At 67.5% G+C, this 25,525-nt stretch carries 26 protein-coding genes; 10 read left to right on the forward strand and 16 right to left on the reverse strand.

The genetic code is table 11. From position 1 onward, the window contains the following. Positions 1 to 26: 26 nt before the first annotated feature. Both hrpB and AC0QC4_RS10165 read right to left on the reverse strand, forming a co-directional pair. Positions 27 to 2,474, reverse strand: coding sequence for an ATP-dependent helicase HrpB (gene hrpB, locus AC0QC4_RS10160; RefSeq protein WP_483659779.1), 2,448 nt, complete (start codon positions 2,472 to 2,474; stop codon positions 27 to 29). Continuing rightward, on the reverse strand, positions 2,471 to 3,850 hold the full coding sequence (locus AC0QC4_RS10165) for an MATE family efflux transporter (RefSeq protein ID WP_483659780.1): 1,380 nt from the start codon (positions 3,848 to 3,850) through the stop codon (positions 2,471 to 2,473). The genes hrpB and AC0QC4_RS10165 overlap by 4 nt, the downstream gene beginning before the upstream one ends. A 137-nt stretch (positions 3,851 to 3,987) precedes the next feature. Here AC0QC4_RS10165 and AC0QC4_RS10170 point away from each other — a divergent pair, with 137 nt between their 5' ends. After that, positions 3,988 to 4,203 carry a hypothetical protein gene (locus AC0QC4_RS10170; RefSeq protein ID WP_483659781.1) on the forward strand — a complete coding sequence of 72 codons (216 nt, stop codon included), beginning with the start codon at positions 3,988 to 3,990 and terminating at the stop codon, positions 4,201 to 4,203. Positions 4,204 to 4,224: 21 nt separating this feature from the next. On the opposite strand, the gene AC0QC4_RS10175 is transcribed toward AC0QC4_RS10170, so the two are convergent. Further along, the gene (locus AC0QC4_RS10175) at positions 4,225 to 5,238 is read right to left on the reverse strand and encodes a polyprenyl synthetase family protein (protein ID WP_483659782.1); all 1,014 of its coding nucleotides are present in this window, start codon (positions 5,236 to 5,238) and stop codon (positions 4,225 to 4,227) included. 115 nt (positions 5,239 to 5,353) lie between these two features. Between AC0QC4_RS10175 and AC0QC4_RS10180 the strand changes: the two genes are divergently transcribed. After that, positions 5,354 to 5,632 carry a chorismate mutase gene (locus tag AC0QC4_RS10180; protein ID WP_483659783.1) on the forward strand — a complete coding sequence of 93 codons (279 nt, stop codon included), beginning with the start codon at positions 5,354 to 5,356 and terminating at the stop codon, positions 5,630 to 5,632. 3 nt (positions 5,633 to 5,635) lie between these two features. Here AC0QC4_RS10180 and AC0QC4_RS10185 read toward each other — a convergent pair whose 3' ends face one another. From AC0QC4_RS10185 to AC0QC4_RS10210, 6 genes are all read right to left on the reverse strand, one after another. Further along, entirely contained in the window at positions 5,636 to 6,274 is a 639-nt protein-coding gene (locus AC0QC4_RS10185) for a class I SAM-dependent methyltransferase (protein WP_483659784.1), read from the reverse strand. A 2-nt stretch (positions 6,275 to 6,276) separates the two neighbouring features. Further along, positions 6,277 to 7,506, reverse strand: coding sequence for a BtaA family protein (locus AC0QC4_RS10190; RefSeq protein ID WP_483659785.1), 1,230 nt, complete (start codon positions 7,504 to 7,506; stop codon positions 6,277 to 6,279). Between the two features lie 164 nt (positions 7,507 to 7,670). After that, complete coding sequence (locus tag AC0QC4_RS10195; RefSeq protein ID WP_483659786.1) at positions 7,671 to 8,234, reverse strand: fasciclin domain-containing protein; 564 nt, start codon at positions 8,232 to 8,234, stop codon at positions 7,671 to 7,673. Positions 8,235 to 8,425: 191 nt separating this feature from the next. Further along, positions 8,426 to 9,133, reverse strand: coding sequence for an anti-sigma factor (locus AC0QC4_RS10200; RefSeq protein ID WP_483659787.1), 708 nt, complete (start codon positions 9,131 to 9,133; stop codon positions 8,426 to 8,428). After that, complete coding sequence (locus AC0QC4_RS10205; protein ID WP_483659788.1) at positions 9,120 to 9,677, reverse strand: sigma-70 family RNA polymerase sigma factor; 558 nt, start codon at positions 9,675 to 9,677, stop codon at positions 9,120 to 9,122. Before AC0QC4_RS10205 ends, AC0QC4_RS10200 begins: the two co-directional genes overlap by 14 nt. After that, positions 9,674 to 10,660, reverse strand: coding sequence for a threonine ammonia-lyase (locus AC0QC4_RS10210; RefSeq protein ID WP_483659789.1), 987 nt, complete (start codon positions 10,658 to 10,660; stop codon positions 9,674 to 9,676). The genes AC0QC4_RS10205 and AC0QC4_RS10210 overlap by 4 nt, the downstream gene beginning before the upstream one ends. Before the next feature lie 62 nt (positions 10,661 to 10,722). On the opposite strand from AC0QC4_RS10210, the gene AC0QC4_RS10215 reads away from it, so the two are divergent. From AC0QC4_RS10215 to AC0QC4_RS10230, 4 genes are read left to right on the forward strand one after another with little or no spacing between them, the layout of a single operon-like run. Continuing rightward, positions 10,723 to 11,931 carry a saccharopine dehydrogenase family protein gene (locus AC0QC4_RS10215; RefSeq protein ID WP_483659790.1) on the forward strand — a complete coding sequence of 403 codons (1,209 nt, stop codon included), beginning with the start codon at positions 10,723 to 10,725 and terminating at the stop codon, positions 11,929 to 11,931. Further along, positions 11,912 to 12,418 carry a hypothetical protein gene (locus tag AC0QC4_RS10220; RefSeq protein WP_483659791.1) on the forward strand — a complete coding sequence of 169 codons (507 nt, stop codon included), beginning with the start codon at positions 11,912 to 11,914 and terminating at the stop codon, positions 12,416 to 12,418. The genes AC0QC4_RS10215 and AC0QC4_RS10220 overlap by 20 nt, the downstream gene beginning before the upstream one ends. An 8-nt stretch (positions 12,419 to 12,426) precedes the next feature. Beyond that, positions 12,427 to 13,596, forward strand: a complete 1,170-nt coding sequence (locus tag AC0QC4_RS10225) for a carboxynorspermidine decarboxylase (RefSeq protein ID WP_483659792.1) — start codon at positions 12,427 to 12,429, stop codon at positions 13,594 to 13,596. Next, positions 13,596 to 15,278, forward strand: coding sequence for a hypothetical protein (locus AC0QC4_RS10230; RefSeq protein ID WP_483659793.1), 1,683 nt, complete (start codon positions 13,596 to 13,598; stop codon positions 15,276 to 15,278). The genes AC0QC4_RS10225 and AC0QC4_RS10230 overlap by 1 nt, the downstream gene beginning before the upstream one ends. A gap of 3 nt (positions 15,279 to 15,281) precedes the next feature. Here the strand turns inward: AC0QC4_RS10230 and AC0QC4_RS10235 are convergent, their stop codons facing one another. Beyond that, complete coding sequence (locus AC0QC4_RS10235; RefSeq protein ID WP_483659794.1) at positions 15,282 to 16,940, reverse strand: FAD-dependent oxidoreductase; 1,659 nt, start codon at positions 16,938 to 16,940, stop codon at positions 15,282 to 15,284. A 230-nt stretch (positions 16,941 to 17,170) separates the two neighbouring features. Between AC0QC4_RS10235 and AC0QC4_RS10240 the strand changes: the two genes are divergently transcribed. The 4 genes from AC0QC4_RS10240 (at position 17,171) to AC0QC4_RS10255 (ending at position 20,306) form a co-directional block, all read left to right on the forward strand. Next, on the forward strand, positions 17,171 to 18,364 hold the full coding sequence (locus AC0QC4_RS10240; RefSeq protein WP_483659795.1) for a type III PLP-dependent enzyme: 1,194 nt from the start codon (positions 17,171 to 17,173) through the stop codon (positions 18,362 to 18,364). Positions 18,365 to 18,450: 86 nt separating this feature from the next. Next, the gene (locus tag AC0QC4_RS10245; RefSeq protein ID WP_483659796.1) at positions 18,451 to 18,885 is read left to right on the forward strand and encodes an MAPEG family protein; all 435 of its coding nucleotides are present in this window, start codon (positions 18,451 to 18,453) and stop codon (positions 18,883 to 18,885) included. A gap of 13 nt (positions 18,886 to 18,898) precedes the next feature. After that, a complete protein-coding gene (locus tag AC0QC4_RS10250) occupies positions 18,899 to 19,348 on the forward strand; it encodes an MAPEG family protein (protein ID WP_483659797.1) in 450 nt (149 codons plus the stop codon). A gap of 7 nt (positions 19,349 to 19,355) precedes the next feature. Continuing rightward, on the forward strand, positions 19,356 to 20,306 hold the full coding sequence (locus AC0QC4_RS10255) for a carbon-nitrogen hydrolase family protein (protein WP_483659798.1): 951 nt from the start codon (positions 19,356 to 19,358) through the stop codon (positions 20,304 to 20,306). A gap of 132 nt (positions 20,307 to 20,438) precedes the next feature. On the opposite strand, the gene AC0QC4_RS10260 is transcribed toward AC0QC4_RS10255, so the two are convergent. Genes AC0QC4_RS10260 through AC0QC4_RS10285 form a run of 6 tightly spaced genes read right to left on the reverse strand, consistent with a single transcriptional unit; the run spans position 20,439 to position 25,399 of the window. After that, entirely contained in the window at positions 20,439 to 21,644 is a 1,206-nt protein-coding gene (locus tag AC0QC4_RS10260; RefSeq protein WP_483659799.1) for a class I SAM-dependent RNA methyltransferase, read from the reverse strand. Beyond that, entirely contained in the window at positions 21,641 to 23,002 is a 1,362-nt protein-coding gene (locus tag AC0QC4_RS10265) for an NAD(P)H-hydrate dehydratase (protein ID WP_483659800.1), read from the reverse strand. The genes AC0QC4_RS10260 and AC0QC4_RS10265 overlap by 4 nt, the downstream gene beginning before the upstream one ends. 55 nt (positions 23,003 to 23,057) lie before the next feature. Next, on the reverse strand, positions 23,058 to 23,444 hold the full coding sequence (locus AC0QC4_RS10270) for a hypothetical protein (RefSeq protein ID WP_483659801.1): 387 nt from the start codon (positions 23,442 to 23,444) through the stop codon (positions 23,058 to 23,060). A gap of 19 nt (positions 23,445 to 23,463) precedes the next feature. Then, the gene (locus AC0QC4_RS10275) at positions 23,464 to 24,204 is read right to left on the reverse strand and encodes an N-formylglutamate amidohydrolase (RefSeq protein ID WP_483659802.1); all 741 of its coding nucleotides are present in this window, start codon (positions 24,202 to 24,204) and stop codon (positions 23,464 to 23,466) included. Next, positions 24,201 to 25,031 (reverse strand): 4-(cytidine 5'-diphospho)-2-C-methyl-D-erythritol kinase, encoded by an 831-nt coding sequence (locus AC0QC4_RS10280; protein ID WP_483659803.1) that lies wholly within the window; start codon positions 25,029 to 25,031, stop codon positions 24,201 to 24,203. The genes AC0QC4_RS10275 and AC0QC4_RS10280 overlap by 4 nt, the downstream gene beginning before the upstream one ends. Next, entirely contained in the window at positions 25,031 to 25,399 is a 369-nt protein-coding gene (locus AC0QC4_RS10285) for a hypothetical protein (protein ID WP_483659804.1), read from the reverse strand. The genes AC0QC4_RS10280 and AC0QC4_RS10285 overlap by 1 nt, the downstream gene beginning before the upstream one ends. Positions 25,400 to 25,525 lie beyond the last annotated feature (126 nt).

Raw genomic sequence — 25,525 nt, forward strand, 5'->3', positions numbered from 1 at the left:
TTGCTTAGCGAAGGTTCCAGCCCGCTTCAACCGGCAGACCGCCGCGCATCGGCCGCCTTGGTGCGCAGCATGGCCGCTGCTTCCCACGGCCTCTCCGGCCAGGGATGGCGCGGGTAGCGGCCGCGCATCTCGCGCGCGACATCGGCCCAGCTGCCACGCCAGAAGCCCGGCAGATCGCGTGTCGTCTGGATCGGGCGACCCGCCGGCGACGTCAGGCTGAGCACCAGCGGCACCGGCGGCTGGCCGATCGCCGGATGGCTTTCCAGCCCGAAGAAGGCCTGCACGCGCGCGGTGACGGTGGGGCCCGCCTCGGCGGCATAATCGATGGCATGGGTCGACCCCGCTGGGGTGCGGAAATCGGCGGGCGCGAGCCGGTCGAGCGTCTGGCGCTGGTCCCACGAAAGCAGGCCAAGCAGCACATCATGCAGCGCACCATCGCCGATATCGCCGAGCCGCCGCTTGCCGGCGAGCAGCGGCGCCAGCCAGGTATCGAGCGTGGCGGCAAGCTGCATGTCGCTCAGCGCATCCAGCCCGGCAAAGGCGGAGCGCGCCTTCAGCGCCAGCGCCCGGTCGCCCCAGCCGAGCAGCGCGATGCCGCCATCGCGCACCGCCGCCAGCAGCAATTGCGCCGGGTCGCCGCCCTGCGGATCGGGCGCCCGGGCCAGCGTGATCGCCCCCAACCGGCGTTCGCGCAGCGCCTCGACCCGGTCGGCCGCCGTATCGTAGCGGGCGGTGCGGCGGGTCTCGCCGTGGAGCGCGATCCAGTCTTCGACCAGCGCCGCATCCATCGGCGCGGCAGACAGGATGCGCGCGCCGGCAGCGGCGCCCTGCACATCGGCAACCGCCAGCCATTCGCCAGCGGCAAGCGGCGAGGCACCATCGAGCCGGTAGCCGCGCCCGCCGACGCTGGCCCAATCCTCTCCCGCGGCATTGCGGCGGCGTGCCACGCGATCGGGATAGGCGGTCGCGATCAGCCGGGCGATGCGCCGGTCGAGCGGCTCGCTCTGGTCAGGCGGCGCAGCAGGCAGGGACGCGGCCCAGCGCCGCGCGGTCTGCCGCGCTGCCTCCGCCCTGCCCCCGCGCTCGTGTCGCCAGCGGCCATGGCGGCGGGCGATATCGGCATCGCGGCCGCCCAGTCCGCGCTCAGAGAGCAGCATGGCGAGTTCGGCGGCGAGCATGCCAGACCCCATCGCCGCGCCTTCCAGCAGCATGTGCGCAAGCGGCGGCGGCAGCGGCAGCGCGGCGATGGCGCGGCCATGCTCGGTGATGCTGCCCTCTGCCGTCAGCGCGCCGAGCCGGACCAGCCGCGCCCGCGCCTCGGCCAGCGCCGGGGCCGGCGGCGGATCGAGCCACGGCAGGCGCGCCGGATCATGCTCCCCCCACGCCGCGCAGTCGAGGCAGAGCGGCGCCAGATCGGCCTCGAGAATCTCGGGCGGGTCGAAGTGCGGCATCCCGCCGGTCGCGGCTTCCTCCCACAGGCGATAGGCGACCCCCGGCCCCTGCCGCGCCGCGCGCCCGGCGCGCTGCGTGGCTGACGCCTGGCTGGCGCGCTCGGTCACCAGCCGCGCGGTCGCGGCGGCGATGTCGAAGCGGGCGCGGCGGGCCAGCCCCGAATCGACGACGATGCGCACCCCGTCGATGGTCAGGCTGGTCTCGGCAATGCTGGTGGCCAGGATGATCTTGCGGCGGCCTTGCGGATCGGGGCGCAGCGCGGCGCGCTGGTCCGCCGGTTCGATCTGGCCGTGCAGCGGGTGGAGCGCGTGCGGCAGGCCGGCCAGCCGCTCGGCGGTCCGCTCGATCTCGCGCACGCCGGGCAGGAAGGCGAGGATGTCGCCCTGCGCCTGCTCGGCCAAGGCCCGGCGGATCGCTGCGGCCATATCCTCCTCCACGCTGCGCGCAGCGTTGCGGCCGATGTGATGCAGTGTCAGCGGGTGGCTGCGCCCTTCGCTGGCGATGACCGGCGCACCCGCCAGCAGCGCCGCAAACCGCTCGCCATCGAGCGTCGCCGACATGGCGAGTATCCTCAGATCGGGCCGCAGCGCGCCCTGCGATTCGATGGCAAGCGCGAGGCCGAAATCGCTGTCGAGATTGCGCTCATGCACCTCGTCGAACAGCACTGCCGAGACGCCGGCAAGCTCGGGATCGGCGATGATGCGGTTGCGGAAAATGCCCTCGGTCAGCACCAGCAGGCGCGTCGCGGCCGACTGATTGCTGTCGAGGCGGGTGGCGTAGCCGATGGTACGACCGACCGGCTCGCCCAGCAAGTCGGCCATCCGCTCGGCCGCCGCGCGTGCGGCGAGGCGGCGGGGGGAGAGCAGCAGGATCTGGCCGCTGCACCAAGGCTGATCGAGCAGCGCCGGGGCCACTGCCGTGGTCTTGCCCGCCCCCGGCGGCGCGATCAGCACCGCGCTGGCGCGCTGCGCCAGCACGTCGAGCAAGTGCGGCAGCACGGCGTGGATCGGCAGCGCGCTCATGCGGCCGGATAGGCGAGCAGCCGCAGCCTCTCCCTCATGAACCAGCGGGCGAGCATCAGCACCGATACCACCGCCAGCCCGGCGGCGAGGCCCAGCCACACGCCGACCCCGGCGAGCGGGGTGTGGAAGGCGAGCGACCAGGCGACCACGAAACCGACCGCCCAATAGCCGAAGGCCGCGAACAGCATCGGCCAGCGCGTGTCCTGGATGCCGCGCAATATCGCCGCGCCGATCGCCTGGGTGGTGTCGACCAGCTGGAACAGCGCCGCGACCAGCGTGAAATGCACCGCGAGCACAAAGGTCGCGGCGGCGGCCGGATCGCGCGCATCGATGAACAGCCCGACCAGGGGGCGCGCGGCGAGCGCGATGAACAGCGACAGCAAAGTGGCGATGGCGAGGCCGAGCAGGATGGCGGTGCGCCCGGCGCGCGCCACCCCGGCCCGGTCCCCGGCCCCATGCGCCAGCCCGACCCGCACCGTCGCCGCCTGCGCGACGCCGAACGGCAACTGGAAGGCGAGGCTGGCGATCTGGATCGCCACCGCATGCGCTGCCAGCGGCGATTTGCCGAGAATGCCCATCAGGAACACCGCCGCATTGAACACGGTCACCTCCATCGCCAGCGTGACGCCGATGGGGAGGCCGAGCCGCAGGAGCTGGCCCAGCCGCACCGGGTCCGCGCGCCAGAATCGGCCGAACAGGCGGAAACGGCGGAAACGCCGGTCAATCAGGATATACCCTGCCAGCCCGACGAACAGCAGGCTGTTGGCCACTGCATTGGCAATCGCCGCGCCTTCGAGCCCCAGCCCAGGCCAGTCGCCCAGCCCGAATACCAGCGGCACGCAGGTGACCAGATTGAGCAGCACCGCTGCACCCGTCACCATCAGCGCGGCGAGCGGGCGTTCGAGCGCTGTGACAAAACAGCGCAGCACGATGAACATCAGGAAGGGCAGGATACCCCACATGGCGATGCGCACGAAGCCGGTGGCGGCGCGCGCCAGCTCCGGATCCTGACCGAGCAGGCGGAACAGAAGGTCGGCGTTCCACAGTGCGAGCCACATCGGCAGGGTGACCAGCACCGCTGCCCACAGCCCCTGCCGGACGGTGCGCCGCACCTCGCGGACGCTGTGCCGCGCCCTGCCCCGCTCGGCGGAAACCAGCGGCGCGACTGCGGTCATCACGCCGATGCCGAAAATGGCAAAGGCCCACATCAGGTTGAGCCCCAGCGCTGACGCCGCCAGCGCATCGACCGAATAGCGGCCAAGCACCACCACATCGGTGGTGTGGATCGCCATCTGCGCGATCCCGCCCAGCACCAAAGGCCACGCCAGCCGGGCAGTGGCAGCGAGTTCCTCACGATTGGCGGTGCGCGCAGTCATCGCCCGCGATTAGGCGCTCATTCCCCCTATGCGAAGGGCCGGCCAAAAAAATTCGCGGCTGGTGCAGCCGCCATGGCACTCCCGTCACAGGCGCGCGTTACCGATGGCCGAAACCGCCCAACTTCAGGAGACATCCCATGGCCAAGCTTTTGTCCCAGTTCACCATCACCCGCGCCAGCGGCGGCGACTATCTGCTCAGCATCGATACCGACGATGGCGAGACGCTGGAGTTCGAAGCCAGCTACGACCAGCTCGACCTGATGGTCGAGGCACTCGACGAGCAGCTCAACAGCGATGAAGACGATGCTCTGGACGTCGACGACGAGGATGACGACGCCGACAAGGACGACTGAGTCCGGCCGGCCCCTGGCGGCTCAATAGCCGCGCGCGACCGCGAACTCGGCGGCTTCCGCCAGCGCGGCGCGCGCCTGGCTCGCCGGGAAGATGGCCAGCGCATCGATAGCCCGGCGCGCATAGTGGCGCGCGCGCTCCAGCGTGTCGGCGATGGCGCCGTGCCGGTCGAGCAGCAGCTTGGCCTCGGCGAGATCGGCATCGCTGGTGCGATGGCCGAGCATCGCCGCCTCCCAGAAGGCGCGCTCGGCAGCATCGCCGCGCGCATAGGCAAGGATCACCGGCAAGGTCACCTTGCCGTCGCGGAAATCGTCGCCCACTTCCTTGCCCATTGCCTCGGCGTCCGAGACATAGTCGATCGCGTCGTCGACCAGCTGGAAGGCGATGCCGAGGTTACGGCCATAGGCATCGAGCGCGAGTTCGACAGCCTCGTCGCGCTCGGCGACCACGGCAGCGATACGGCAGGCGGCGGCGAACAGCGCCGCCGTCTTCGCGCCGATGATGTCGAGATACACGTCCTCGCTGGTCGTTACCTGCCTCTGTGCGGTCAACTGGCTGACCTCGCCCTCGGCAATGACCGCGCTGGCGTGCGAGAGGATGCGCAGCACCTTGAGGCTGCCGTCCTCGACCATCAGTTCGAACGAGCGGCTGAACAGGAAATCGCCGACGAGCACGCTCGCCGGATTGCCCCAGATGATGTTGGCGGTGCGGCGGCCACGGCGCAGGTCGGAGCCGTCGACGACATCATCGTGCAGCAAGGTGGCGGTGTGGATGAATTCGACCGCAGCGGCGAGCAGATGGTGGCGGGTGCCGCCATAATCGAGCAGCCGCGCACTGGCGAGCGTCAGCATCGGCCGCATGCGCTTGCCGCCGCCAGCGATGAGGTGGCCGGCGAGCTCGGGGATCAGCGGAATGTCCGATTGCATCCGGTCGAGGATGACGCTGTTGACCGCGCGCATGTCCGGCGCGACCAGCGCAATGATCGGGTCGAGCGAGGGGGGACGAGACGACTTCAAGGGAACAATCGTGGCGCTCATGGCGCACGCTCTGCCCGCGCCGTCACGTTGTGGCAATGGTTTTCCTGCTTGCCCTGCCCGGCAAAGCAGGCAATCTGGCCGCAACACACAGCAATCTGCAAGCGGGGTCGCAGAAATGGACGAACGGCTGACACGCTATCGCCAGAGCATCGACAATATCGATGCCGCGCTCGTCGCGATGCTGGCCGAGCGATTCAAGGTCACCCAGGCGGTCGGCCAGCTCAAGGCCGAACTGAAGCTGCCCCCCGCCGATCCGGGGCGGGAGACCGCGCAGATCGCCCGTCTGCGCCGGCTCGCCGCCGACGCCCAGCTCGACCCCGATTTCACCGAGAAATTCCTGCGCTTCATCATCGACGAGGTGATCCGCCACCACGCCAGCATGCAGCAGGGCTGAGGCTCAGCGCAGCACCGCCGCCCAGGCGTATCCGCGATAGAGCGGCGTGAAGTCGACCGTCCGGTCGCCCGCCGCACGCTCGAGCGCCTGCCGCAATCCGGCGCGCGACGTGACATGAAAACGGGCGAGCCACGCCAGCAGCGCCGCGCGAAAGGCACGCGGCAAGCCTTCCTGCTGGCCGAAATCGACGATGTGCAACGCGCCGTCCGCTTCCAGATGCCGCGCCGCCTCGGCAATCGCGCCCTGCCAGTCGGGGATCATCGACAGCGTATAGCTCTGGAAGATGCGGTCGAAAGCCGGTTCGTCGAACAGCGCCGCAGGATCGAAGCAGGCGGCATCGGCCGCGGCAAAGCGGATGCGGTGCGCCAGCCCGGCCTTGGCGGCATTGGTGCGCGCCGTCTCCAGCATCGCTTCGGAGATATCGAGCCCGAACAATCGCGCCTGCGGCCAGCGCCGCGCCGCGAGGATCAGGTTGCGCCCGGTGCCGCAGCCCACCTCCAGCACCGTGCCGCCATCGGGCACCGCCAGCCGGTCGATCAGCCTGTCCCGCCCGAGCAGATAATATTTGCGGGTCAGATCATAGATATGGCGCTGGCTGCGGTAGATCGCGTCCATGCGGCCGGCATGGCTGGCATCGAGCATGCTCAGCCCTTCAGCACATACAGATGCACCCCGCCGTAGATCGACGAGCGGTCGCGCGCGGTGAAGCCGAGCGATTCCTCGGCGCGATAGTCCCAGCGGTCGAGAATCGTATCGGGTACGCGGCCGGGCAGCAAAGTCGGCTCGGCGGCGGTGCGGAAGAGCACGCGCGCCCCTGGCTTGGCGGTGCGCGTGATCTCGCGCCACAGATCGGTCAGTTGCACGTCGGTCATCCAGTCCTGCGCATCGAGCAGGATGTAGCGGTCACGCGAGGCGTCGGGCAGCGTCGCCAGATGCTCGGTGAAATTGGCGTGGAGGAACTCGACCCGGTCGACCCGCCCGACCACATCCGCATAATGGCCGCGCATCAGATAGGGCGGCAGAGGCGCGTCACCGAAGCGGGCATAGCCGCGCCCGAATGCCTGCCAGGCGAAATAATTGTCGGCCAGCTCGAAATCGCAGGCCAGCTTTTCGAGGCGGCGGCGCAGCACCCGCGACATCTGCTCGTCGCCGGCCAGCGCCTCATATTGCGCGGGCGGAATGCCGAGACCGAACAGGGTGGCGGGCTGATCGCACAGCCAGCGCACGAACTTGCGGTCGAAGACGGGCGCGAGCTTTTCCTCGAAGATGGCGCGCTGCTCGTCGAGACTTTGCGCGCCAAGCATCGCCTTGAGATCGACACGATAGAGCTTCGCGACCAGATGCGCCGCGCCGATGAAATTGCCGAGCAGGCCGCGCTTGTAGATGCCCTTGGCAAAGCCGCCGATACGCTTGCGCCCGACGATGTCGCGCCCCTCCCAATAGCGACGCGTGGTCTCGTCGAGGTGCGGGCGGATGTACGCCTTGTAGGCGGCAATATTGGCCTTGCTGTCGGCTTCGGCAAAAAAGCGGTGGAAATGCGCATGATCGGGCAGATGCCGCGCGGCGGCGACCTTGAGCTTGCCGAGCGCGACATGCGCGGTGTTGAGGTCGACCGCGGTGATCGCGGCGGGATCGGCGGTCAGATAGGAGAGGACGTTGCAGCCGCCCGAGGCAATGGTGACGACATGGCAGTCGGGCGTAATCGCCAGCGCTTCCAGATCGACCACCGGGTCTTCCCAGATCTGCGCATAAACGAGGCCCTTGAAGGCAAAGGCGAAGCCGCGTTCGAGCAGCCCCGCCTTGCTGACCGCCTTGTTCTGGATGACCGCGCGGTCGATAACCTTGCCGTCGACGGCCTTGTGTGCGCCTGCCATGGATCTGTCTCCGACCTGTTGCGAAGCATATGCATCGCGGTTGCGACGCCCCTAGGTCGGTTTGATGGCAGTGACGCTACGGCGCGATGACAATAGCGTAACAAGACGGCACCCGGCTGCGGCCCCGGGGGGAAAAGAGCACGCAGCCGGGCACCGCCGGTCGATCAACCCGGCATCACGACCCGGTCGATGACATGGATGACGCCGTTCGACTGGGTGACGTCGGTCGCGGTGATGCGCGATGTGCCGCCGGTCGCGTCTTCGAGGACGAGGCGGTTGTGGCTGTCATAGCGCGCGGTCAGCTGCACCCCGGCGACGGTGGTGAAGGTGGCACGGCCACCGCCGGCGCGCACCGCATTGACGACATCGCTGGCCATGATCCGGCCGGGGACGACATGATAGGTGAGGATGCGGGTCAGCGTCGCACGGTTTTCCGGGCGGACCAGCGTCCCGACGGTGCCAGCGGGCAGACGGTCGAACGCGGCGTTGGTCGGCGCGAACACGGTGAACGGACCGGCACCGTTCAGCGTGTCGGCCAGCCCTGCGGCCTGTACGGCGGTTACCAGCGTCGAGAAATCGGGCAGGCTCGCCGCCTTGGCGACAATGGTCTCTCCGGTCGCCTGCGTCGCCGCGGCGGGGCGGGCATGGCCGTTGTGCTGGTGCGCGACGGCGGGGGCGGCGAGCAGCAAAGCGGCGACGGCTGCGGCGATGAAACGGGGGGTGGTCATGGCGTATCTCCGAAGTTGAACTGCATCGCTCGGGGGATGCGGGCGGAGATACGGGTCGGGCTGGACGATCGGATGCGGGGGGTAGAGAAAAATTCGTCATGGCGAGCGCAGCGAAGCAATCCAGGGCAGAGCAGCGCCGCTCCGGATTGCTTCGCTGCGCTCGCAATGACGTTAAAAACGGGCGGTGTATGTCAAATCAGATCGATCGCCCCGTCCGCGACAAAATCCGCGGATGGCCGCGCGCTCGGCGTGGCCGAGCGTGGCTCCATCGACAGCGAGAAATGCGCGCGGTCGTTGATCAGGCTTCGGTGCCCTTGCGCCACCATGATCACCGTCTCGCCGTCGCGCATGATCTGGCCGAGCGAGACGGGGGCGCCGCCGCCGGCAGGCACGACCCATAATTCCGGCTCGGTGGGCGTGGCGGGCATGCCAGTAGCGCGCACACGCAGCGTCGCGGTGGCGGGATCGTAGCGGGTGGCAATGCGCAGGCCCTCAATGGGGCCGGTGAGCTGCGCCACGGCATAGCTTTGCGACGCGGCCGGAAGCGGCTCGCCGCGCGGGATGGCGATGAACAGCGCCAGCGCCGCCGCGATTGCGCCCGAACCGATCGCCCCCGTCCGCCACCAGCGCAGTGATGCCGGGACAGCAGCGGGTGCGGAGGGCGCACCGATCCGCGCGGCGATGCCGTCCCATGCCGTCGCGGGCGGATCGACGTCTTCGATGGCATCGAACAGCCCCGACTGGTGCGCACGCCACTGTTCGACCCGCGCTGCAAAATCGCGGTCGGAGAGCATCAGCCGCAGCGCCTGCGCCCGTTCCTCACCCTCAAGCACGCCGAGTGCCAGTTCGCCGGCCATGGCGTCGCGATCTTGCGGGGAGAGAGGTTCAGCGTGCGTCATCGATACAGTCCTTGAGCGCCACCATTGCGCGCCTGATCCAGCTTTTCAACGTGCCCAGAGGTACATCCATGTGCGTCGCCAGCTCCGAATGCGACAGGCCATCGTAGAATGCGGTGCGCACCGCACGTGCCTGCTGCGGCTCCAGTCGGCCGATGCAGTCGAGAATATGATGGCGGGTCGAGCGGGCTTCCATGACGTCGAGCATATCTACGCTGGCATCCGCCGCATCGGATGCACCATCGCCCTCATCCTGCGCCAGCACGATGCCGTGCGCGCGCTTCCAGTCGATGGCCGAGTTGCGGGCGATGGTCGCCATCCAGGTGATCGGGCTGGCCCGCTCCGCATCGAACACCGCGGCCTTGCGCCAGATTTTGACGAACGCGTCCTGCAGCGCCTCCTCTGCCCCCGCCCGGTCGCCGGTGACGCGCAGGCAGATACCGAACAGCTTGGCCGAGGTCAGCCCATAGACCGACTTCAGCGCGTCGCTGCGCCCGGCGCCGACCTGCCCGAGCAGCGCCGCCAGCCGGGCCCGCGCCTCGCTCAAGCCGCTTCGGTCAGCACGGCCGCGAATGCGGCAGGATCGGTATTGCCGCCCGACAGCGTGACCAGTGTCGCGGGGCCAACTGGCACCTTGCCGGCGAGAACGGCGGCGAGCGCAACCGCGCCGCCTGGCTCAAGCACGACATGCAGCCGCGCAAACGCCAGACGCTGCGCGCTGCGCACCTCAGCCTCGCTGACCGAAACGGCGGTGACACCGCGCGCCTGCATCACGGCAAAATTGATCGGATAGGTAGCGGGCGTCTGCAACGCATCGCACGCGGTCGGCGGTGGATTGGCGACGCGCTGGATGCTGCCGGCTTCAAGGCTGCGGCCGACATCGTCCCAACCTTCGGGCTCGACGGCAAAGATCCGCGCATCGGGCAGCGCCAGCGCGATACCGGCGGTGAGGCCGCCGCCCCCGCAACAGGCGACGACGGAATCGAAGCTGGCACCGGTCGCCGCCTCGAGCTGTTCTGCGGCTTCGATGGCAAGGCTGCCCTGCCCCTCGATCACCCAGGGATCGCCGAAGGCATGCACCAGCGTGCGTCCGGTCTCCTCGACCAGTTGCCGCGCCACCGCATCGCGATCGACCCCGCCCGGCCGGTCATAAAGCACCACCTCGGCACCGAGCGCGCGGGTCGCATCGAGTTTCGCCTGCGGTGCATCATTGGGCATGACGATGATGGCGGGGATGCCGAGGCGCTGTGCCGCCCACGCCACGCCTTGCGCATGGTTGCCGCTCGACAGGCCGACCACGCCGCGCGCGCGGCCATCGGCGTCGAGATCGGAGAGGCGGTGCCAGCCGCCGCGAATCTTGAAGGCGCCGATGGGCTGCAGGCATTCGGCCTTGCACCAGATGGTCCGGCCGTCGACGTCGAGCGGCAGCAACGGCGTCGGCGGCAGGATTTCCGCGATCTTGGCAGCGGCGCGCAGCACGCCGTCACGGGTGGGAGCGCGCAGCGGATCGAGAAGGCTTTGATCGGTCATAGTCTGCCCCTATATGCCGCCGCCATGAGCGCGCAAAGGCGCATCCTTCAGGAGATTTCCCGGTGAGCAAGGTATTGGTGATTGGCGCGGGCGGCGTCGGTTCGGTCGCGGTGCACAAGATGGCGATGAATGCAGACATCTTCAGCCATATCACGCTGGCCAGCCGCACCAAGGCCAAATGCGATGCGATCGCCGAATCGGTGAAGGCGCGGACCGGCGTCACCATCGCCACCGCCCAGATCGATGCCGACGATGTCGCCGCCACCACCGCGCTGATCCGTGAGGTTCAGCCGAAGCTCGTCGTCAATCTCGCTTTGCCCTATCAGGACCTGCACATCATGGACGCCTGCCTCGCAGCCGGCGCGGACTATCTCGACACCGCCAATTACGAGCCGATCGACGAGGCCAAGTTCGAATATAAATGGCAGTGGGCCTATCAGGACCGCTTCGTCGCTGCCAAGCGGATGGCGCTGCTCGGCTCGGGCTTCGATCCCGGGGTGACCAGCGTCTTCACCATGTGGCTCAAGAAGCATCACTTCGCCCGCATCGACACCCTCGACATTCTCGATTGCAACGGCGGCGACCATGGCCAGGCCTTTGCCACCAACTTCAACCCGGAAATCAACATCCGCGAAGTGACCGCGCCGGCGCGGCATTGGGAGGATGGCGCGTGGGTCGAAACCCCCGCCATGTCGACCAAGGTCGCTTTCGACTTCGAAGGCGTCGGCCCCAAGAACATGTACCTCATGTATCATGAGGAGCTGGAAAGCCTCGCCACCCACCTGCCCGAATTGAAGCGCGCGCGCTTCTGGATGACCTTCGGCGACGAATATATCAAGCATCTGACCGTGCTGCAGAATGTCGGCATGACGCGGATCGACCCGGTGATCTATCAGGGCGTAGAAATCGTGCCGTTGCAATTCCTGAAAGCCGTGCTGCCCGAGCCTGCGTCGCTGGGCCCGACGACCAAGGGCAAGACCAACATCGGCTGCATCGCCACCGGCATAGACAAGGACGGCCAGCCGCTGACGATGTACATCAACAACATATGCGACCATGAGGATGCCTATGCCGAGACCGGCAACCAGGCGGTCAGCTACACCACGGGCGTGCCGGCGATGATCGGCGCCGCACTGATGGTGCAGGGCATCTGGGCCGGCGAAGGCGTGTTCAACATGGAACAGATGGACCCCGATCCGTTCATGGACATGCTGAACAAGCACGGCCTGCCGTGGCAGGTGAAGACGCTGGATGGACCGGTGGAGTTTTGAGGTGCCAGTCGGCTGGGCAGACATAGCGTTTCAACCCGGCCCAAATCTGGCGCTCGAGATACAGCAGGCGTGGGCATGGCTTTTGGGCGGTCGCCCATTTGCACCGTTCTTGTGCTCAAGACTGGGTGACGTCTTTTACGAGGCCGACGGGGGCGCGATCGAGCGGCTGAGTTGTTCCGATGGCAGCATCTCTGTGGCGGCGAGCAGTCGGCAGGAGTTCGACCGGCTTTGTAGCGAAGGTGCACCGGATATCGACATCTGGTTCGCGCCGGGTCTTGTCGAGCGGCTGCATGCTGCAGGCAAGAGGGCGGCACCAGACCAATGCTACGCCTTCGTGATCCTGCCGATTTTCAAACAATGCCGGTTCGAAGCGGACAATCTGAATCCGGTCCCTGCCCGCGAAGTTCTGGTTGGATTGGCGCATATCCTTCGCCAGTTGCATGACCTGCCGGACGGAAGTGCGGTGCAGATGAAGATAGTGGATTAGGTAGAACCATGGAAACTAAAGCCGGCGACCCCGGAGCATTCGCCCGCTTCGATCTGACGCGCGTGCCCTCGCCCGCCTTTGTCGTCGATGCGGCCAAGGTGCGTGCCAATCTGGCGGTACTGCGCGACATCGGTGACCGTTCGGGGGCGAAGGTGCTGGCAGCGCTCAAGGCCTTCTCCATGTGGTCGCTCAGCCGGACGGTCGCCGGGCAACTCGATGGCGTCTGCGCCTCCGGCCTCTACGAAGCCCGTCTCGGCCGGGAGGAATATGGCGGCGAGGTCGCCACCTATTGCGCCGCCTACAAGGCCGAGGACCTGCCCGAGATCCTGCGGTTGTCCGACCATATCATCTTCAACTCACCCGGCCAGCATCGCCGCTTCGCGCCGCTGCTCGATGCAGCGCGGGCAGCCGGCGAGACATTCGACGTCGGCCTGCGCATCAACCCTCTGCACAGCGAGGGCGAAGTGGCGAAATATGATCCGGCCGCACCCTGTAGCCGGCTGGGCTATCCCGTCGACCAGCTCACGCCTGAGGACATGGCCGGCATCGACGGCATCCACATGCACACGCTGTGCGAGCAGGATTTCCCGCCGCTCGCGCGCACTTGGGCGGCGGTAAAGCCGACGCTGGCACCGTGGTTCGGCCAGCTCAAGTGGATCAACTTCGGCGGCGGCCACCATGTCACCCGCGCCGACTACCAGATCGACGATCTGGTCGCCTTCCTCGCCGACGTACGCGCCGAAACCGGCTGCAAGGTAATGATCGAGCCCGGCGAGGCGGTCGCGCTCGATGCCGGCATCCTCGTCGGCGAAATCCTCGACCTGTTCGACAACGGCATGGCCATCGGCATCACCGACATCAGCGCCACCTGCCACATGCCCGACGTCATCGAGGCGCCCTATCGCCCGGCGATGCTGGGCGAAGAGGCAGAGGGCGCACCGGTCCGTCTCGGCGGCCCCTCCTGCCTCGCTGGCGACGTGATCGGCGATTACCGCCTGCCAGGCGGCGCGCAGGTGGGCCAGCGCTTCGCCTTCCTCGACCAGGCGCATTATTCGATGGTCAAGACCAACACCTTCAACGGCGTCCCCCTGCCCGGCATCTGGCTGTGGGACAGCGAGACCGACGAATTGGCGGAAATCCGCCGTTTCGGCTACGAGGATTTCAGGGGGAGACTATAATGCGGCAGCGCTTGATATCGTTCGTTTTCGCGGGACTGGCGCTCCCGTCCGCCTTAAGCGCACAATCTCCGGTCGCCACCGCTAGCGTCAATGCCTCGATGGCGCTGCAAACATCGCCGGATGGCACCCGCAGACAGCGCGACATGCGCGATGATTTCAATAGCTGCATTGCTAGACCCCAAACGATCACCCGACTGAACGCAGACCGCATTGCGGCGTGCGATCGGGCCCTTCGCGATCCATCGGACGATGTGCACGTCTGGCATCGTCAGGCGGTGCTGTTGCACAACAAGGCAGTATGGCAATTTGCCAGCGGTCTCGACAGGGATGCGCTCGCCTCGCTCGACCTGTCTGACGATGCCGCCGCATCGACCAGGGATTCAAGGCTGGTATTCGATGGCTCGACCGGCATTGCCAACATGATGCTGCGTGCCCTTCTCCTGGATCGTCAGAACCGGCGGGCGGATGCGCTCTCGCTGCTTGAACAGGCGCGTACCGTGCGCCCGTACAGCCTGTCCATCCTGCTTGCGATCGATCGCTACGAAATGGCAATCACGCGGGACATCGACCGGCTACGTCCGATGACCGAACGGCACCTCAGTACCGATCCGATGGCAATACGTCACCTGTTCCTTCAACAATTTTTCGCTGGCGAGCTAGCCGCTGCCGAAATCACGGCCGAACAAATCTTTTTCGGAAGGCCGGCCCTCATCGGCGGATGGGTCATCGCAGGCAAGGATCCGGTCGAGCAAAATTTGGCGGACGAAATCGAACTCCTTTATCTGCGCGCCTATATTCGAGCTGCACTCGGCGACGCTGCTGGATCGGCAGCGATGTTCAATCGCGTGGAAGAAAGACTGACGGCTTATGCCGGGCCACAACCCGTACCGACACCGCAGCGCCGCCGAGTTCGACCGGCAGATTTGCAGGCATGGCAAGCCCGGGTAGGACGTGCCGACCAGTTGCGGCAGGCCGCCGCCAACTGGCGGGCGGCGATCGATATGCGTGCAGAGGCCGCGGATGGGGCAGGACTCGAGATTTTCGAGCAGCCGCGGTTTCGTGAGGTGATAAACCTCCCAGCCGGACTCGACGTTCTGCGCGCCGTCGCAAACGCAAATCTGGGCGAACGTGCCGAAATCATGGCCCTGCTGCGCTCCGAGCAAGAAAAGGCGCTACGTGACACCGCCACCATGGACATGGAGGATGCGATCCGCTTGCTGCCCGAGGCCGAGTCCTTGCTAACCTATCCCCGGTTCGGTCATGCGGATGGCGTTCTGGTCGGGCGTGAGCTTGGCTATTCACAAGCCCCGCTGCGGGACGGCGACGTTCGCACTATCCGGTTCGGCACGCGATCCGGTTCGGGTGCAACGGCAGACGAGCTGGTGATTCTGGCTGCCGCAACCTATGCGCAGCGGGAAGGGCTGGACAGCTTTCTTATAGTTGGCAGGCATCTGCTTGATCGCAACGTCACCACCTCCGGATACTTTTTTTCGGGGCCACGTACCGTCGATGCCGGTAACGAGGGCGCGGTGCTCGCCGTGCTTGTTGACAGCAATGCCTTGCCTGCGCGTTGGGAAGCACATCGCAGCCGTTTGATACGGGTCGCCGATGTGATGAGTAGCCTCGGCGCCCGCCAACAGGCCATCGAAGCAGCCAAAACGGCAGAACAGGCGCGACGTTGATCGCTATTTATCGTGCGCCAGCGCGCGGTGGATGTCGCTGACCACGACCGAGCCTTCGCCGACGCCCGATGCCACGCGTTTGACCGATCCCAGCCGCGCGTCGCCCACCGCATAGATGCGTGGCCAGCTGGTTTCGTACCGGGTCGGCATGCGCTCGATCGACCAGCCGGCGCGGACCAGCTCGAGCGGCGTGATGTCGCTGCCGGTTTTGACGAACCCCTTATCGTCGCACACCATCTCGCGCGGCAGCCAGCGCGTGAAGGGCGCGGCACCGATGAACAGGAACAGGAAGCCGACGTCGCACAAGCGGTCCTCGGCCGCCGCACGGTCCCGGAAGGTCACCTGCCGCAGCCGTCCGTCGCCGCTGCCCGCGCCGTGCAACGCCACCACATCGGTGGACGGGTGCAGCACGACATTGGGGTGCTCTTCCAGCCTCTTGACCAGATATTCGGACATCGTCTCGCGAATGTCCGGACGGCGATAGACGACATGGACGCGGCGGGCGATCGAGGCGAGGTACATGGCCCCCTGCCCGGCGCTGTTGCCGGCACCGACCACCGCGACTTCGGCGTCGGCACACAATTGTGCTTCCATCGGCGTTGCGCCGTAAAAGACGCCGCGGCCCTCATAGGCTTCGATGTCGTCGATCGGCAGGCGCTGATATTGCGCCCCGGTGGCGATGACGACGGCGCGGGAGCGCACCCGGCGCCCATCCTCCAGCGCCAGGCAATAGGCCTCGCCGTCACGCTCGATCCCGCTCGCCTTTACGGGCGCGACCAGCCGCGCACCGAACTTCTGCGCCTGCACCGCCGCCCGCTGCGCCAGATCGCGCCCGGAAATGCCGGTGGGAAAGCCGAGATAATTTTCGATCTTGGACGATGTGCCCGCCTGCCCGCCGGGGGCGAGCGCGTCGAGCGTCAGCACGCTGAGGCCTTCCGATGCCGCATAGACCGACGCCGCCAGCCCCGCCGGCCCTGCGCCGACGGCGATGACATCGGCCGTCGCGCCGTCGGGCAGCAGGTCCAGCCCCAGTGCCGCGGCCAGCTCCTGCGTCGACGGCCTGACCAGGGTTTGCGTCGCGCCCAGCAGCACCGCCGGCACATCGTCTTCGCCAAGCGCATGCTGCGCCAGCAGTCGCGCCGCGATGCTGCCGTCGGCGGGGTCGAACCAGCGGTGCGGCAGGCCGTGCTTGGCGAGCAGGTCCCGCAGGGCGTAGACGCTGCGGTCCATCGCCGCGCCGATCACGATGATCGCGGCGAAGTCCCGCGCGCTGCTGAATTCGCGGCGCGCCGCCAGCGTGCGCACGAAAATGTCCGAAAAATGGGAATTAGCGGCGAGCAGTCGCTGAAAATCGGCATGGCAGATGCGCAATATCTCGCCATCCGCCCCCATGGTTACGCGCGAGATGTGCGTCTGGCCGGTCAGCACCGAAAGATCGCCGGCAAACTGCCCCGCTTCCATCCAGCCCACCCGCCGCTCGCCGTCTTCGGTGGCGATGTGGATGTCGGTGTGGCCGGACAGGGTGACGATGAGGTCGGCACCGATTGTCCCCTCGGGGACCAGGAGGTCCCCGGCCGCATGCGATTCGATGGTGCCATAGGGCTTGAGTTCGTCGAGCTCGGCTTCTGAAAAGCTGTGATTGACGTCGAACGCGGTGGCCATGACCAGCTCCTCTGGCGGATGTGCGGCGGATCGGCCGCGGCGACCGGCAACCCGCTCTACCGTGGAGGCATCGTCACGCCCGATTGTTACACTAAAAAGACAGAATGCTGCAGAAACATACTTTACAGGGGGGGCACCCCCCCATATATCGCCCCCCGCTGCCCCAGGGGGACTTCCAATAACCGCAAGGCAGCCTTTGTCTCACTAACCGTTTTTGGGGGTCCCTTGAGTTGCACGAGCATCATAGCGCGCTGGGTCTAGTACGCGACCTCAAGCCGGTGGAACCTGTCACGCTCGTGCGTCCGCACGCGGCACGACGGGCTGCCCGCTATTTCGCAGACCATTTTCCGGGTAAAACGCTCTACGCGGTCAAGGCGAATCCGTCGCCCGATCTGCTGCGCGTCCTGTGGGATTCGGGTGTGACGCATTATGACGTCGCCTCGATTGCCGAGGTGCGCCTGGTTGCCCGCACCTTGCCCGAAGCCACCCTGTGCTTCATGCATCCGGTCAAGGCCGAGGAAGCGATTTCCGAAGCCTATTGGAAGCATGGCGTGCGCACCTTCTCGCTCGACACGATGGACGAGCTGGAAAAGATCGTGCGCGCCACCGAAGGCGCGGAAGACCTCAACCTGCTGGTGCGCATCCGCGTATCGTCGGATCACAGCAAGCTCAGCCTGGCGGCCAAGTTCGGTGCCGATCCTTCGGAAATGAAGGAACTGCTCGTCGCGACCCGCCAGGCGTCGGACGCGCTGGGGATCTGCTTCCACGTCGGCAGCCAGGCGATGAGCCCGCACGCCTATGCGGTCGCGCTCGAGCGTGTGCGCGCTGCGATCGTCGAGGCGTCCGTGACGGTCGACATCGTCGATGTCGGCGGCGGGTTCCCCAGCTGGTATCCCGGCATGGAGCCGCCCCCGCTCGGCGCCTATTTCGACGTCATCCACCGCGGCTTCGAAAGCCTGCCGGTCAGCTATTCGTCGGAACTGTGGTGCGAGCCGGGTCGGGCCTTGTCGGCCGAGTATAGCTCGCTGATCGTGCGCGTCGAAAAGCGCCGCGGCGACGAGCTGTACATCAACGATGGCGCCTATGGTGCGCTGTTCGATGCGGCGCATGTCGGCTGGCGCTTCCCGGTCACGCTGCTGCGTGGCGAGGCGAGCAAGGCCGGGATGACCGCGTTCAGCTTCTACGGCCCGACCTGCGACGATCTCGACCATATGACAGGTCCGTTCCTGCTGCCCGACGATATCGACGCGGGCGATTATATCGAGATCGGCATGCTCGGCGCCTATGGCTGCGCGATGCGCACCAAGTTCAACGGGTTCGGTGCTGAAACCGTGGTGCGCGTGATCGATGAGCCGATGGAAAGCCTCTACACCGGCGAAGTCGCGCCGGAGCGGCGCGCTTCCAACGTCACGAAGCTGTTCTAAGCAATCGCCGGTTGCGTTTCGCAACCAGCCCTCTAGCCTCCCCGCACCGCAGACCGCTCAACGCGGCTGCCTTCGGGGAGGCTTACATGGAAACCAACGCCATATTGGCACCTGCCGCCGTGCTGGTGCTGTGGACCACCATCATGGTCGGCTGGCTGGCCTATGCCAGGCTCAGCTCGTTCAAGTCGGTGGGTGTCGATCTCGGCAAGACCGCGCCGGGCGGGCGCGGTCAGGATATCGACCCCATGCTGCCGGACCGCGCGCGCTGGGCATCGCACAACTATACCCACCTGCTCGAACAGCCGACGATCTTCTATGCGGTGGTGCTGATCCTCGCGGTCGGCGGCGGGGTCACGCCGGTGACCGTCGGCCTTGCCTGGACCTATGCCGTGCTGCGCATTGTCCACAGCCTGTGGCAGGCGCTGGTCAACACCATCCCGGTGCGCTTTACCCTGTTCATCACCTCGACCTTCTGCCTCGTCGCGCTCGCGGTGATGGCGGTTGTCCTGACGCTCGGCTGAGGAGGCCAGATCCATGACTCATGACAGCATTCCCGCCATTCTCGGCCCCGTCGTCGCGCTCGCCGCATGGACGATGGTGATGTGGATTTGGATGTACGCAACCCGCATCCCGGCGATCAACGCCCTGCCCAAGCCCGACACGCCCGATGCCGACGTGGGCTGGACAGGCGCCAAGCTCGAAGGACTGCTGCCGCCATCGGTCCAGTGGAAAGCCCATAATTACAATCATCTGCACGAAGCACCGACGGTGTTTTATGCCATCTGCATCGTGCTGGCGATGATCGGCCAAGGCGATAATCTCAACGCGACCATCGCCTGGGTGTATGTCGGCATCCGCATCGTGCATTCGATCTGGCAGTCGACGGTCAACAAGGTGATGATCCGCTTCGGCCTGTTCGCCCTCTCGTCGCTGGCGCTGATCGCGCTCGTCCTGCACGCCTCGCTGGCGCTGTGGGCGCATTGAGCCGCCGATGAGCATCGTTCGCACCGCCATCGTCCAGGCGGCCGCGGTGCCCCTGTCGATCGACAGTGGCATCGCCGCGGCAATCGATCATGTCGAAAAGGCAGCGGCGCAGGACGCCCGGCTCATCGCCTTCGGGGAAACCTTCCTTGGTGGCTATCCGATCTGGCTCGACGAGGCGCCCGGCGCGGCGCTGTGGGACCATCCCGGCACCAAGGCACTGCACGCCATCCTGCTCAGACAGGCGCTGGTCGACAATGACCCGCGCCTCGGCCCTCTGCAGCAGGCGGTCGACAGGCTGGGTGTCATCGTCTCGATCGGCGCGCATTTCCGCAAGCGCGCCAGCCTCTACAACGATCAATTGCTGCTGCGCCCCGGCGCGGCGCCGCTGCATCATCTGAAACTGGTGCCCACGCATGGCGAACGGCTGATCTGGGGACGCGGCGATGGATCGACGCTGGACGTGCACCAGGCGCCGTTCGGCGCGGTCGGCAGCCTGATCTGCTGGGAGCATTGGATGCCGCTGGCGCGCGCGGTGATGCATCATGCAGGAGAGGTGTTCCACATCGCCGCCTGGCCGACGGTGCGCGAAACCTACGCCATTGCCTCTCGCCACTATGCCTTCGAAGGGCGCTGCTTCGTGCTCGCCGCAGGCACGGTGATGCACCAGTCGGACCTGTTCGACGGCCTCGCCGCGGTCGGCGGGGACGGGGCTGCGCATGAGCTGTTCTCGGCGATGCCCGACGGCCAGTTGCAGTTCGGCGGCAGCATGATCATTGCGCCCGATACGAGCGTATTGGCTGAGGCGGGCGCGCAGGGCGACTTGATCCTCGCCGATTGCGACACCGCGCTGCGCGACACCGCCCTCGCCGCGCTCGACACCGACGGCCATTATGCGCGGCCCGACGTGTTCGAACTGAGCGTGGACCGGCGGCCCAAGGACGGGGTGGTGACGCGGTAAGGCCGCTAACTTCCCGACCTTCTCGACCTCCTCGTCATTGCGAGCGCAGCGAAGCAATCCAGAGTCGGCGCCAATCGCCCTGGATTGCTTCGCTGCGCTCGCAATGACGAATATAGGGCAAAGGTGGCACCGCTACGCCCGCACCAGCCGCGCAGCCAGTTCCATGTGCGTCGACCAGCGGAACTGGCCGACCGGCTGAACCCAGTCGATGCCGAAGCCCCCGCCCGCCAGGATCGCACAATCGCGCGCGAAGCTGGCCGGATTGCAGCTGACATAGGCGATCACCGGCACCGCAGACGCCGCGAGTTCGCGCGCCTGTTCCTCCGCGCCGGCGCGCGGCGGGTCGAGCACCACTGCGCCGAACGCCGACAGTTCCTTGGCGGTCAGGGGGCGGCGGTACAGGTCGCGGTGCTCGACCTTGACCGCGCGATGGTGGCGGTTGGCGGCAATCTGCTGCGCCATCACCGCAGAACGCGCCGCCTCGACCGCGAGCAGCGGCTCGCTGCCCGCCAGCGCCAGCGAGAAGGTGCCCAGCCCGGAAAACAGGTCCACCACCGGCGCGGTGCTTCCCACCGCTTCGCGCACCGCCGCGACCAGCGCCGCCTCGCCATCGCGTGTCGCCTGCAGAAAGGCTGCGTGCGGCAGGCCCACCGGCGTGCCAGACAGGGTGATGGTGGCGGGATCGGGCGCCCAGCGATCCTCCGGCCCGTCCCCGCTGTCGATGGCGAGCCGGGCGATGTCGTGCGCGGCGGTGAAATCGAGCAGCGCATCGTGCGCCTCCAGCCCCTCCGCCTGCACGCCGCCCAGCAGCACATCGACCCCCTGGTCACACAGGGTGAGCTGCACGCTGGCAGAGCCGCGCCGCGGCATCAGCACCGACAGCAGCTTGCGCAGCGGGGCCACCAGCGCGAACAGCTCGGGCGCCAGCACCTCGCATTGCCTCAGATCGATCAGCTTGTGCGTGCCGCCTTCGTTGAAGCCCAGCCGCACGTCGCGGCCCAGCGATTGCGCCTTCAGCAGCGCGCGGCGCCGGGTGCGCGGCGGGGACAGGTGCGGCACGCGGATATCGGGCAGCGGCAATCCCTGCCCGGCCAGCGCGCCAGCCACGCGCGAGGTGAGGTAGGCGAGATAGGCGGCATCGTCGACATGCTGCAACTGGCAGCCGCCGCAGCGCGGAAAATGGCGGCATGGCGGCGTCTGGTGATGCGGGCCGGGCTCGATGCTGCCATCCTCGCGCAGCCGGTCTCCGGGCGCGGCGAAGGCCGCATGCCGCCCGTCGCGGGTCACCCCGTCACCGCGTGCGGCGATACGGACGATGCTGTTGGCAGTCTCGGTCATGGCCAGATGCTTTCTTGAACCAGATCGTCGGCGATCAAGCCGGGCCCTGCCCGCGCCGCGCTGCGATTGTGCAGCAGAACCGCGGCCTCGGCCGCCTCGAACGGCGCCAGGCCGCGCGCCAGCATCGCGCCGCAGATGCCCGCCAGCACATCGCCGGTGCCGGCGCTCGCCAGCCAGACCGGGCCCGGCGGCGGCAGCGCAGCCCGGCCATCGGGCGCGGCGATCACCGTATCCGCACCCTTGTGGATCACCACCGCGCCAAGCCGCTCGGCCAACGCCAGCGTCGCTTCGATCTTGCTGCCCTTGGGTTCGCCGCCCAGCCGGGCGAACTCGCCGCCATGCGGGGTCAGGATGGCAGGCACCGTCAGCCGCGAATCGCCCAGCAGCGCCAGCGCGTCGGCGTCGATCACCAGCGGCAGGCCGCTCGCCAGCGCCGCGTCGAGCCGCGCTTGCGCTTTCTCGTCGCGCCCCAGCCCGCAGCCGATCACCAGCGCGCCGATGCGCCGGTCGGCGAGCGCGGCGCCATCGCGCCACCCTTCCCGCACCAGGGCAAAGGGCGGCGATGGCGGCAGCGCCGATCCGATCAGCCGGACGTAACCGGCGCCGCTGCGCTGCGCCGCGCGCGCCGCCAACTCGGCCGCGCCGCCCATCGCCCCGGCAACGACCGCGACCAGACCGCGGCTGTATTTGTGGCTGTCGGCGGCGGGCATGGCGAGCGGCGGCATCGCCGCCATCCGCACCGGGCCGTCTGCAGCGATGCCGATGTCGGTGAGCAGCACTTCTCCGCACAAGCCCGCCGCCGGCAGCAGCCGGTGCGCAGGCTTGAGCGCGCCGAACGCCAGCGTCACGTGCGCTCCAACCGGGCAGCCCAGCCGGGCGCCGCTGTCGGCATCGACCCCGCTGGGCAGATCGGCCGCAATGATCCGCCCGGCCGATGCCGCATGGCGGCCGAGCAGATCGACGACGGCTTGCGGCAGCGGCCGGTTGAGCCCGGTGCCGAACAGGCAGTCGATCAGCACCGCAGCGCCGGTGGCTGGTGCATCGACGGCATGGGTCGGTCCGTGCCACTGCGCCGCAGCGTCTCTGCACAGCGCGGTCGCAGGCGCGGCCAGAGCGGTCAGGCTGACCGGCACGCCCTGCGCCTGCAGCCAGCGTGCCGCGACATAGCCATCCCCGCCATTATTGCCTGGCCCGGCCAGCACATGCACCGCCCGCCCGCCACCGATGCGCAGCGCCAGCCGCCCCAGCGCTTCACCGGCGCGCTGCATCAGTGTTGCCAAGGCTGTACCGCTCTCTGCCGCCGCCTGCTCGGCGTCACGCATCGCTTGCGCTGTCAAAATCGGCCATCCGCTGGTCATCGCCGGCTCCTAGGGTCAGGACCCATTAAATGAAAGTCGGCCGGCGCAAAGCCGCTCAATTGCGCATCGCAGCGGGCAGGCGATAGCGGTCGTTTCCTACGGCCACCTCGATCACGCCTTCGGCAACGATCGAGACACGCGCCGGCTCGGCACCGTCGGCGGCGACCACCCCGCGCCCGTCGCTGACGATGCGGAAGCGGCGATATCCGGCGTCGGCGCGCCCCAGCACCAGCGTCTCGCCATCGCCACCGGCGATGCGTTCCATCGTGCAGTTGAGCCGGAATTCCGCCTCACCCGCCAGCGCGCACGGCACCCGGCCGGCTTCGGCGGCATCGGTCAGCTGCTTCGCCTCGACGGCCGCGATCACGGCATTGTCCGGCTCGCGATTGCACCCCGTCAGCAGCACGGCCAGCCCGCCGATCCCGATCGCAATCCGTATCATCGCCCCCCGGTGCTCCATGCTACTGACGCCCCTCTTGCGCCAGCCAGCCCCGGCAGGCATCGAGCACGGCTGCGACATGCGCCGCCATCGCCGCCTGCCCGGCAGCATCGCCGACCTCATCCTGTCGCATCTCGATGCCCAGATAGGGGATGGCATTGGCTTCCGCATGCATATTCATCGTGTGATTGAGCAGCTTGCCCGAATAGGGCAGTTGATCCCCCACGATCAGCCCGCGCGCGGCAAAGGCAGGGATGGCGATGCGCGCCAGCCGGTCGTCCTCATTGTAGAGGATGCCGATCTGCCAAGGGCGCGGTTCGGGCTGGCTGAGAAGCGTCGGCGTGAAGCTGTGCAGCGACAGGATCATCGCCGGGCGTGCCATCGCCAGCGTCGCGGAGAGATGCGCATGATAGGGGAAATAGAAACGCTCGAGCCGGGCGCGGTGCCCGGCATGATCCAGTGCATTGCCGGGGATGGCATGGCCGTCGCTGGCGATCGGGATCAGCCCGGGCGCATGCTCGTCGCGGTTGCAGTCGACCACCAGCCGCGAGACGCCGCCGAGGATCGCTGCATCGACGGCGCCGGCATCCACCAGCCGTTCCGCCACCGCGGCGACACCGATGTCCCAGGCGATGTGCTCGGCGAGCAGTGCCGGATCGATGCCCAGATCGATATCGTCGGGCACATGGTTGGAGGCATGATCGCCGATCAGCAGCACGCCGCCTGCGCGCGGGGATCCGATCTGCCGCCACGCCTCGCTCACCGGATGTGCCCCGCCATCAGCCACCAGTCGGGCTGATCGTTCCAGATGCGGTCGGCGGCCGCCTCCATCGCCGCATCGCTGGAAAAGAGCGCGAAGCAGGTCGCACCGGAGCCGGACATGCGCGCGACAAGCGGCAACTGCGCACGCAGCGTGGTCAGCACTTCGTCGATGTCCGGGCATAGCGCGATGGCGGGTGGTTGCAGGTCGTTGCGCCCGGCGCGCGTCTGCGCCAGCACGCTGCCCGGCTCCAGGGCCCCGCGATCGACGCCGTCCCAGCCCTTGAACACCGGCCCGGTCGGCAGCGGCACATCCGGATTGACCAGCAACACCGGCATCCCGGCGACATCGCTGTCGGGTAACGGCTGGAGAATGTCGCCGACCCCGGTGCCGAGCATCGTCTGGCTGACCACGCAGGCGGGCACGTCGGCGCCCAGCGCGGCCGATGCCGCCGTCAGTGCATCGATCGTCACCGCGCCCGGCCATTCCCGATGGATGAGGCGCAGGATCGCGCCGGCATCCGCCGACCCGCCACCCAGTCCCGCCGCCACTGGCAAATTCTTCTCGAGCGCAATGGCAAGCGGGGGAACAGGCGCGCCAACCTCGCGCGCCAGCGCCACAGCGCGCAGCACCAGATTGTCGGGGCCGGCCGAAAGACCCTCCGCAAAATCGCCGTCGATGGTCAGACGATCGGCGTCGGATAGCTCGACGGTCAGCCGGTCCCCGTCATCGACAAAGGCGAACAGCGTCTCCAGCACATGATAACCATCCGCCCGCCGCTGCCGGACGTGGAGCGCGAGGTTGATCTTGGCATAGGCGGTTTCGCGCATCACTGTTTCCGGTCGATCCGTTGGACGGGCTTCCGTTCGGTGACGTCCCATTCGTACACGGCGCCGGTAGAGGAATCGACGGCGTACCAACCCATCAGCACACTCCCGCAGCCTTGCGGATCCCGGCAAAACCCATTGACGCGCAGGACGTAAAATCGGGAGCTTTCATCGGCTTTCCCGCCCTCGCAACCGGCCATTCGTTCCGGCTGATATGTCCCATTGGCGGCAAGCACTGCCATCGTCCGCATGCAGGCTTGATCGTCGGAAGTGATCGCCAAGGATGCCGCCTTCTGCGAGCAGCCGCCAAGCATGGCGACTGCGAAAAGCGCGAGGCTCGTCTTGGTGCACGAGGTTTCGATAAGGGGCAAGGTCGGCTCCAAAGGTCCTCCCCGGCACGGGGAGGGGGACCATCCGCAGGATGGTGGAGGGGCAGTCACACCATATTGTGACGTCAGCGAACAACCGCCTGCCCCTCCGCCAGCTTCGCTGGTCCC

The organism is Sphingomonas sp. jy18 (assembly GCF_056931895.1).

What these genes read in the sequence shown, in the direction of transcription:
- hrpB (WP_483659779.1), bottom strand. Translation starts at nt 2,474, where the DNA reads ATGAGCGCGCTGCCGATCCACGCCGTGCTGCCGCACTTGCTCGACGTG.
- AC0QC4_RS10165 (WP_483659780.1), bottom strand. Translation starts at nt 3,850, where the DNA reads ATGACTGCGCGCACCGCCAATCGTGAGGAACTCGCTGCCACTGCCCGG.
- AC0QC4_RS10170 (WP_483659781.1), top strand. Translation starts at nt 3,988, where the DNA reads ATGGCCAAGCTTTTGTCCCAGTTCACCATCACCCGCGCCAGCGGCGGC.
- AC0QC4_RS10175 (WP_483659782.1), bottom strand. Translation starts at nt 5,238, where the DNA reads ATGAGCGCCACGATTGTTCCCTTGAAGTCGTCTCGTCCCCCCTCGCTC.
- AC0QC4_RS10180 (WP_483659783.1), top strand. Translation starts at nt 5,354, where the DNA reads ATGGACGAACGGCTGACACGCTATCGCCAGAGCATCGACAATATCGAT.
- AC0QC4_RS10185 (WP_483659784.1), bottom strand. Translation starts at nt 6,274, where the DNA reads ATGCTCGATGCCAGCCATGCCGGCCGCATGGACGCGATCTACCGCAGC.
- AC0QC4_RS10190 (WP_483659785.1), bottom strand. Translation starts at nt 7,506, where the DNA reads ATGGCAGGCGCACACAAGGCCGTCGACGGCAAGGTTATCGACCGCGCG.
- AC0QC4_RS10195 (WP_483659786.1), bottom strand. Translation starts at nt 8,234, where the DNA reads ATGACCACCCCCCGTTTCATCGCCGCAGCCGTCGCCGCTTTGCTGCTC.
- AC0QC4_RS10200 (WP_483659787.1), bottom strand. Translation starts at nt 9,133, where the DNA reads ATGACGCACGCTGAACCTCTCTCCCCGCAAGATCGCGACGCCATGGCC.
- AC0QC4_RS10210 (WP_483659789.1), bottom strand. Translation starts at nt 10,660, where the DNA reads ATGACCGATCAAAGCCTTCTCGATCCGCTGCGCGCTCCCACCCGTGAC.
- AC0QC4_RS10220 (WP_483659791.1), top strand. Translation starts at nt 11,912, where the DNA reads ATGGACCGGTGGAGTTTTGAGGTGCCAGTCGGCTGGGCAGACATAGCG.
- AC0QC4_RS10225 (WP_483659792.1), top strand. Translation starts at nt 12,427, where the DNA reads ATGGAAACTAAAGCCGGCGACCCCGGAGCATTCGCCCGCTTCGATCTG.
- AC0QC4_RS10230 (WP_483659793.1), top strand. Translation starts at nt 13,596, where the DNA reads ATGCGGCAGCGCTTGATATCGTTCGTTTTCGCGGGACTGGCGCTCCCG.
- AC0QC4_RS10235 (WP_483659794.1), bottom strand. Translation starts at nt 16,940, where the DNA reads ATGGCCACCGCGTTCGACGTCAATCACAGCTTTTCAGAAGCCGAGCTC.
- AC0QC4_RS10245 (WP_483659796.1), top strand. Translation starts at nt 18,451, where the DNA reads ATGGAAACCAACGCCATATTGGCACCTGCCGCCGTGCTGGTGCTGTGG.
- AC0QC4_RS10250 (WP_483659797.1), top strand. Translation starts at nt 18,899, where the DNA reads ATGACTCATGACAGCATTCCCGCCATTCTCGGCCCCGTCGTCGCGCTC.
- AC0QC4_RS10255 (WP_483659798.1), top strand. Translation starts at nt 19,356, where the DNA reads ATGAGCATCGTTCGCACCGCCATCGTCCAGGCGGCCGCGGTGCCCCTG.
- AC0QC4_RS10260 (WP_483659799.1), bottom strand. Translation starts at nt 21,644, where the DNA reads ATGACCGAGACTGCCAACAGCATCGTCCGTATCGCCGCACGCGGTGAC.
- AC0QC4_RS10265 (WP_483659800.1), bottom strand. Translation starts at nt 23,002, where the DNA reads ATGACCAGCGGATGGCCGATTTTGACAGCGCAAGCGATGCGTGACGCC.
- AC0QC4_RS10270 (WP_483659801.1), bottom strand. Translation starts at nt 23,444, where the DNA reads ATGATACGGATTGCGATCGGGATCGGCGGGCTGGCCGTGCTGCTGACG.
- AC0QC4_RS10280 (WP_483659803.1), bottom strand. Translation starts at nt 25,031, where the DNA reads ATGCGCGAAACCGCCTATGCCAAGATCAACCTCGCGCTCCACGTCCGG.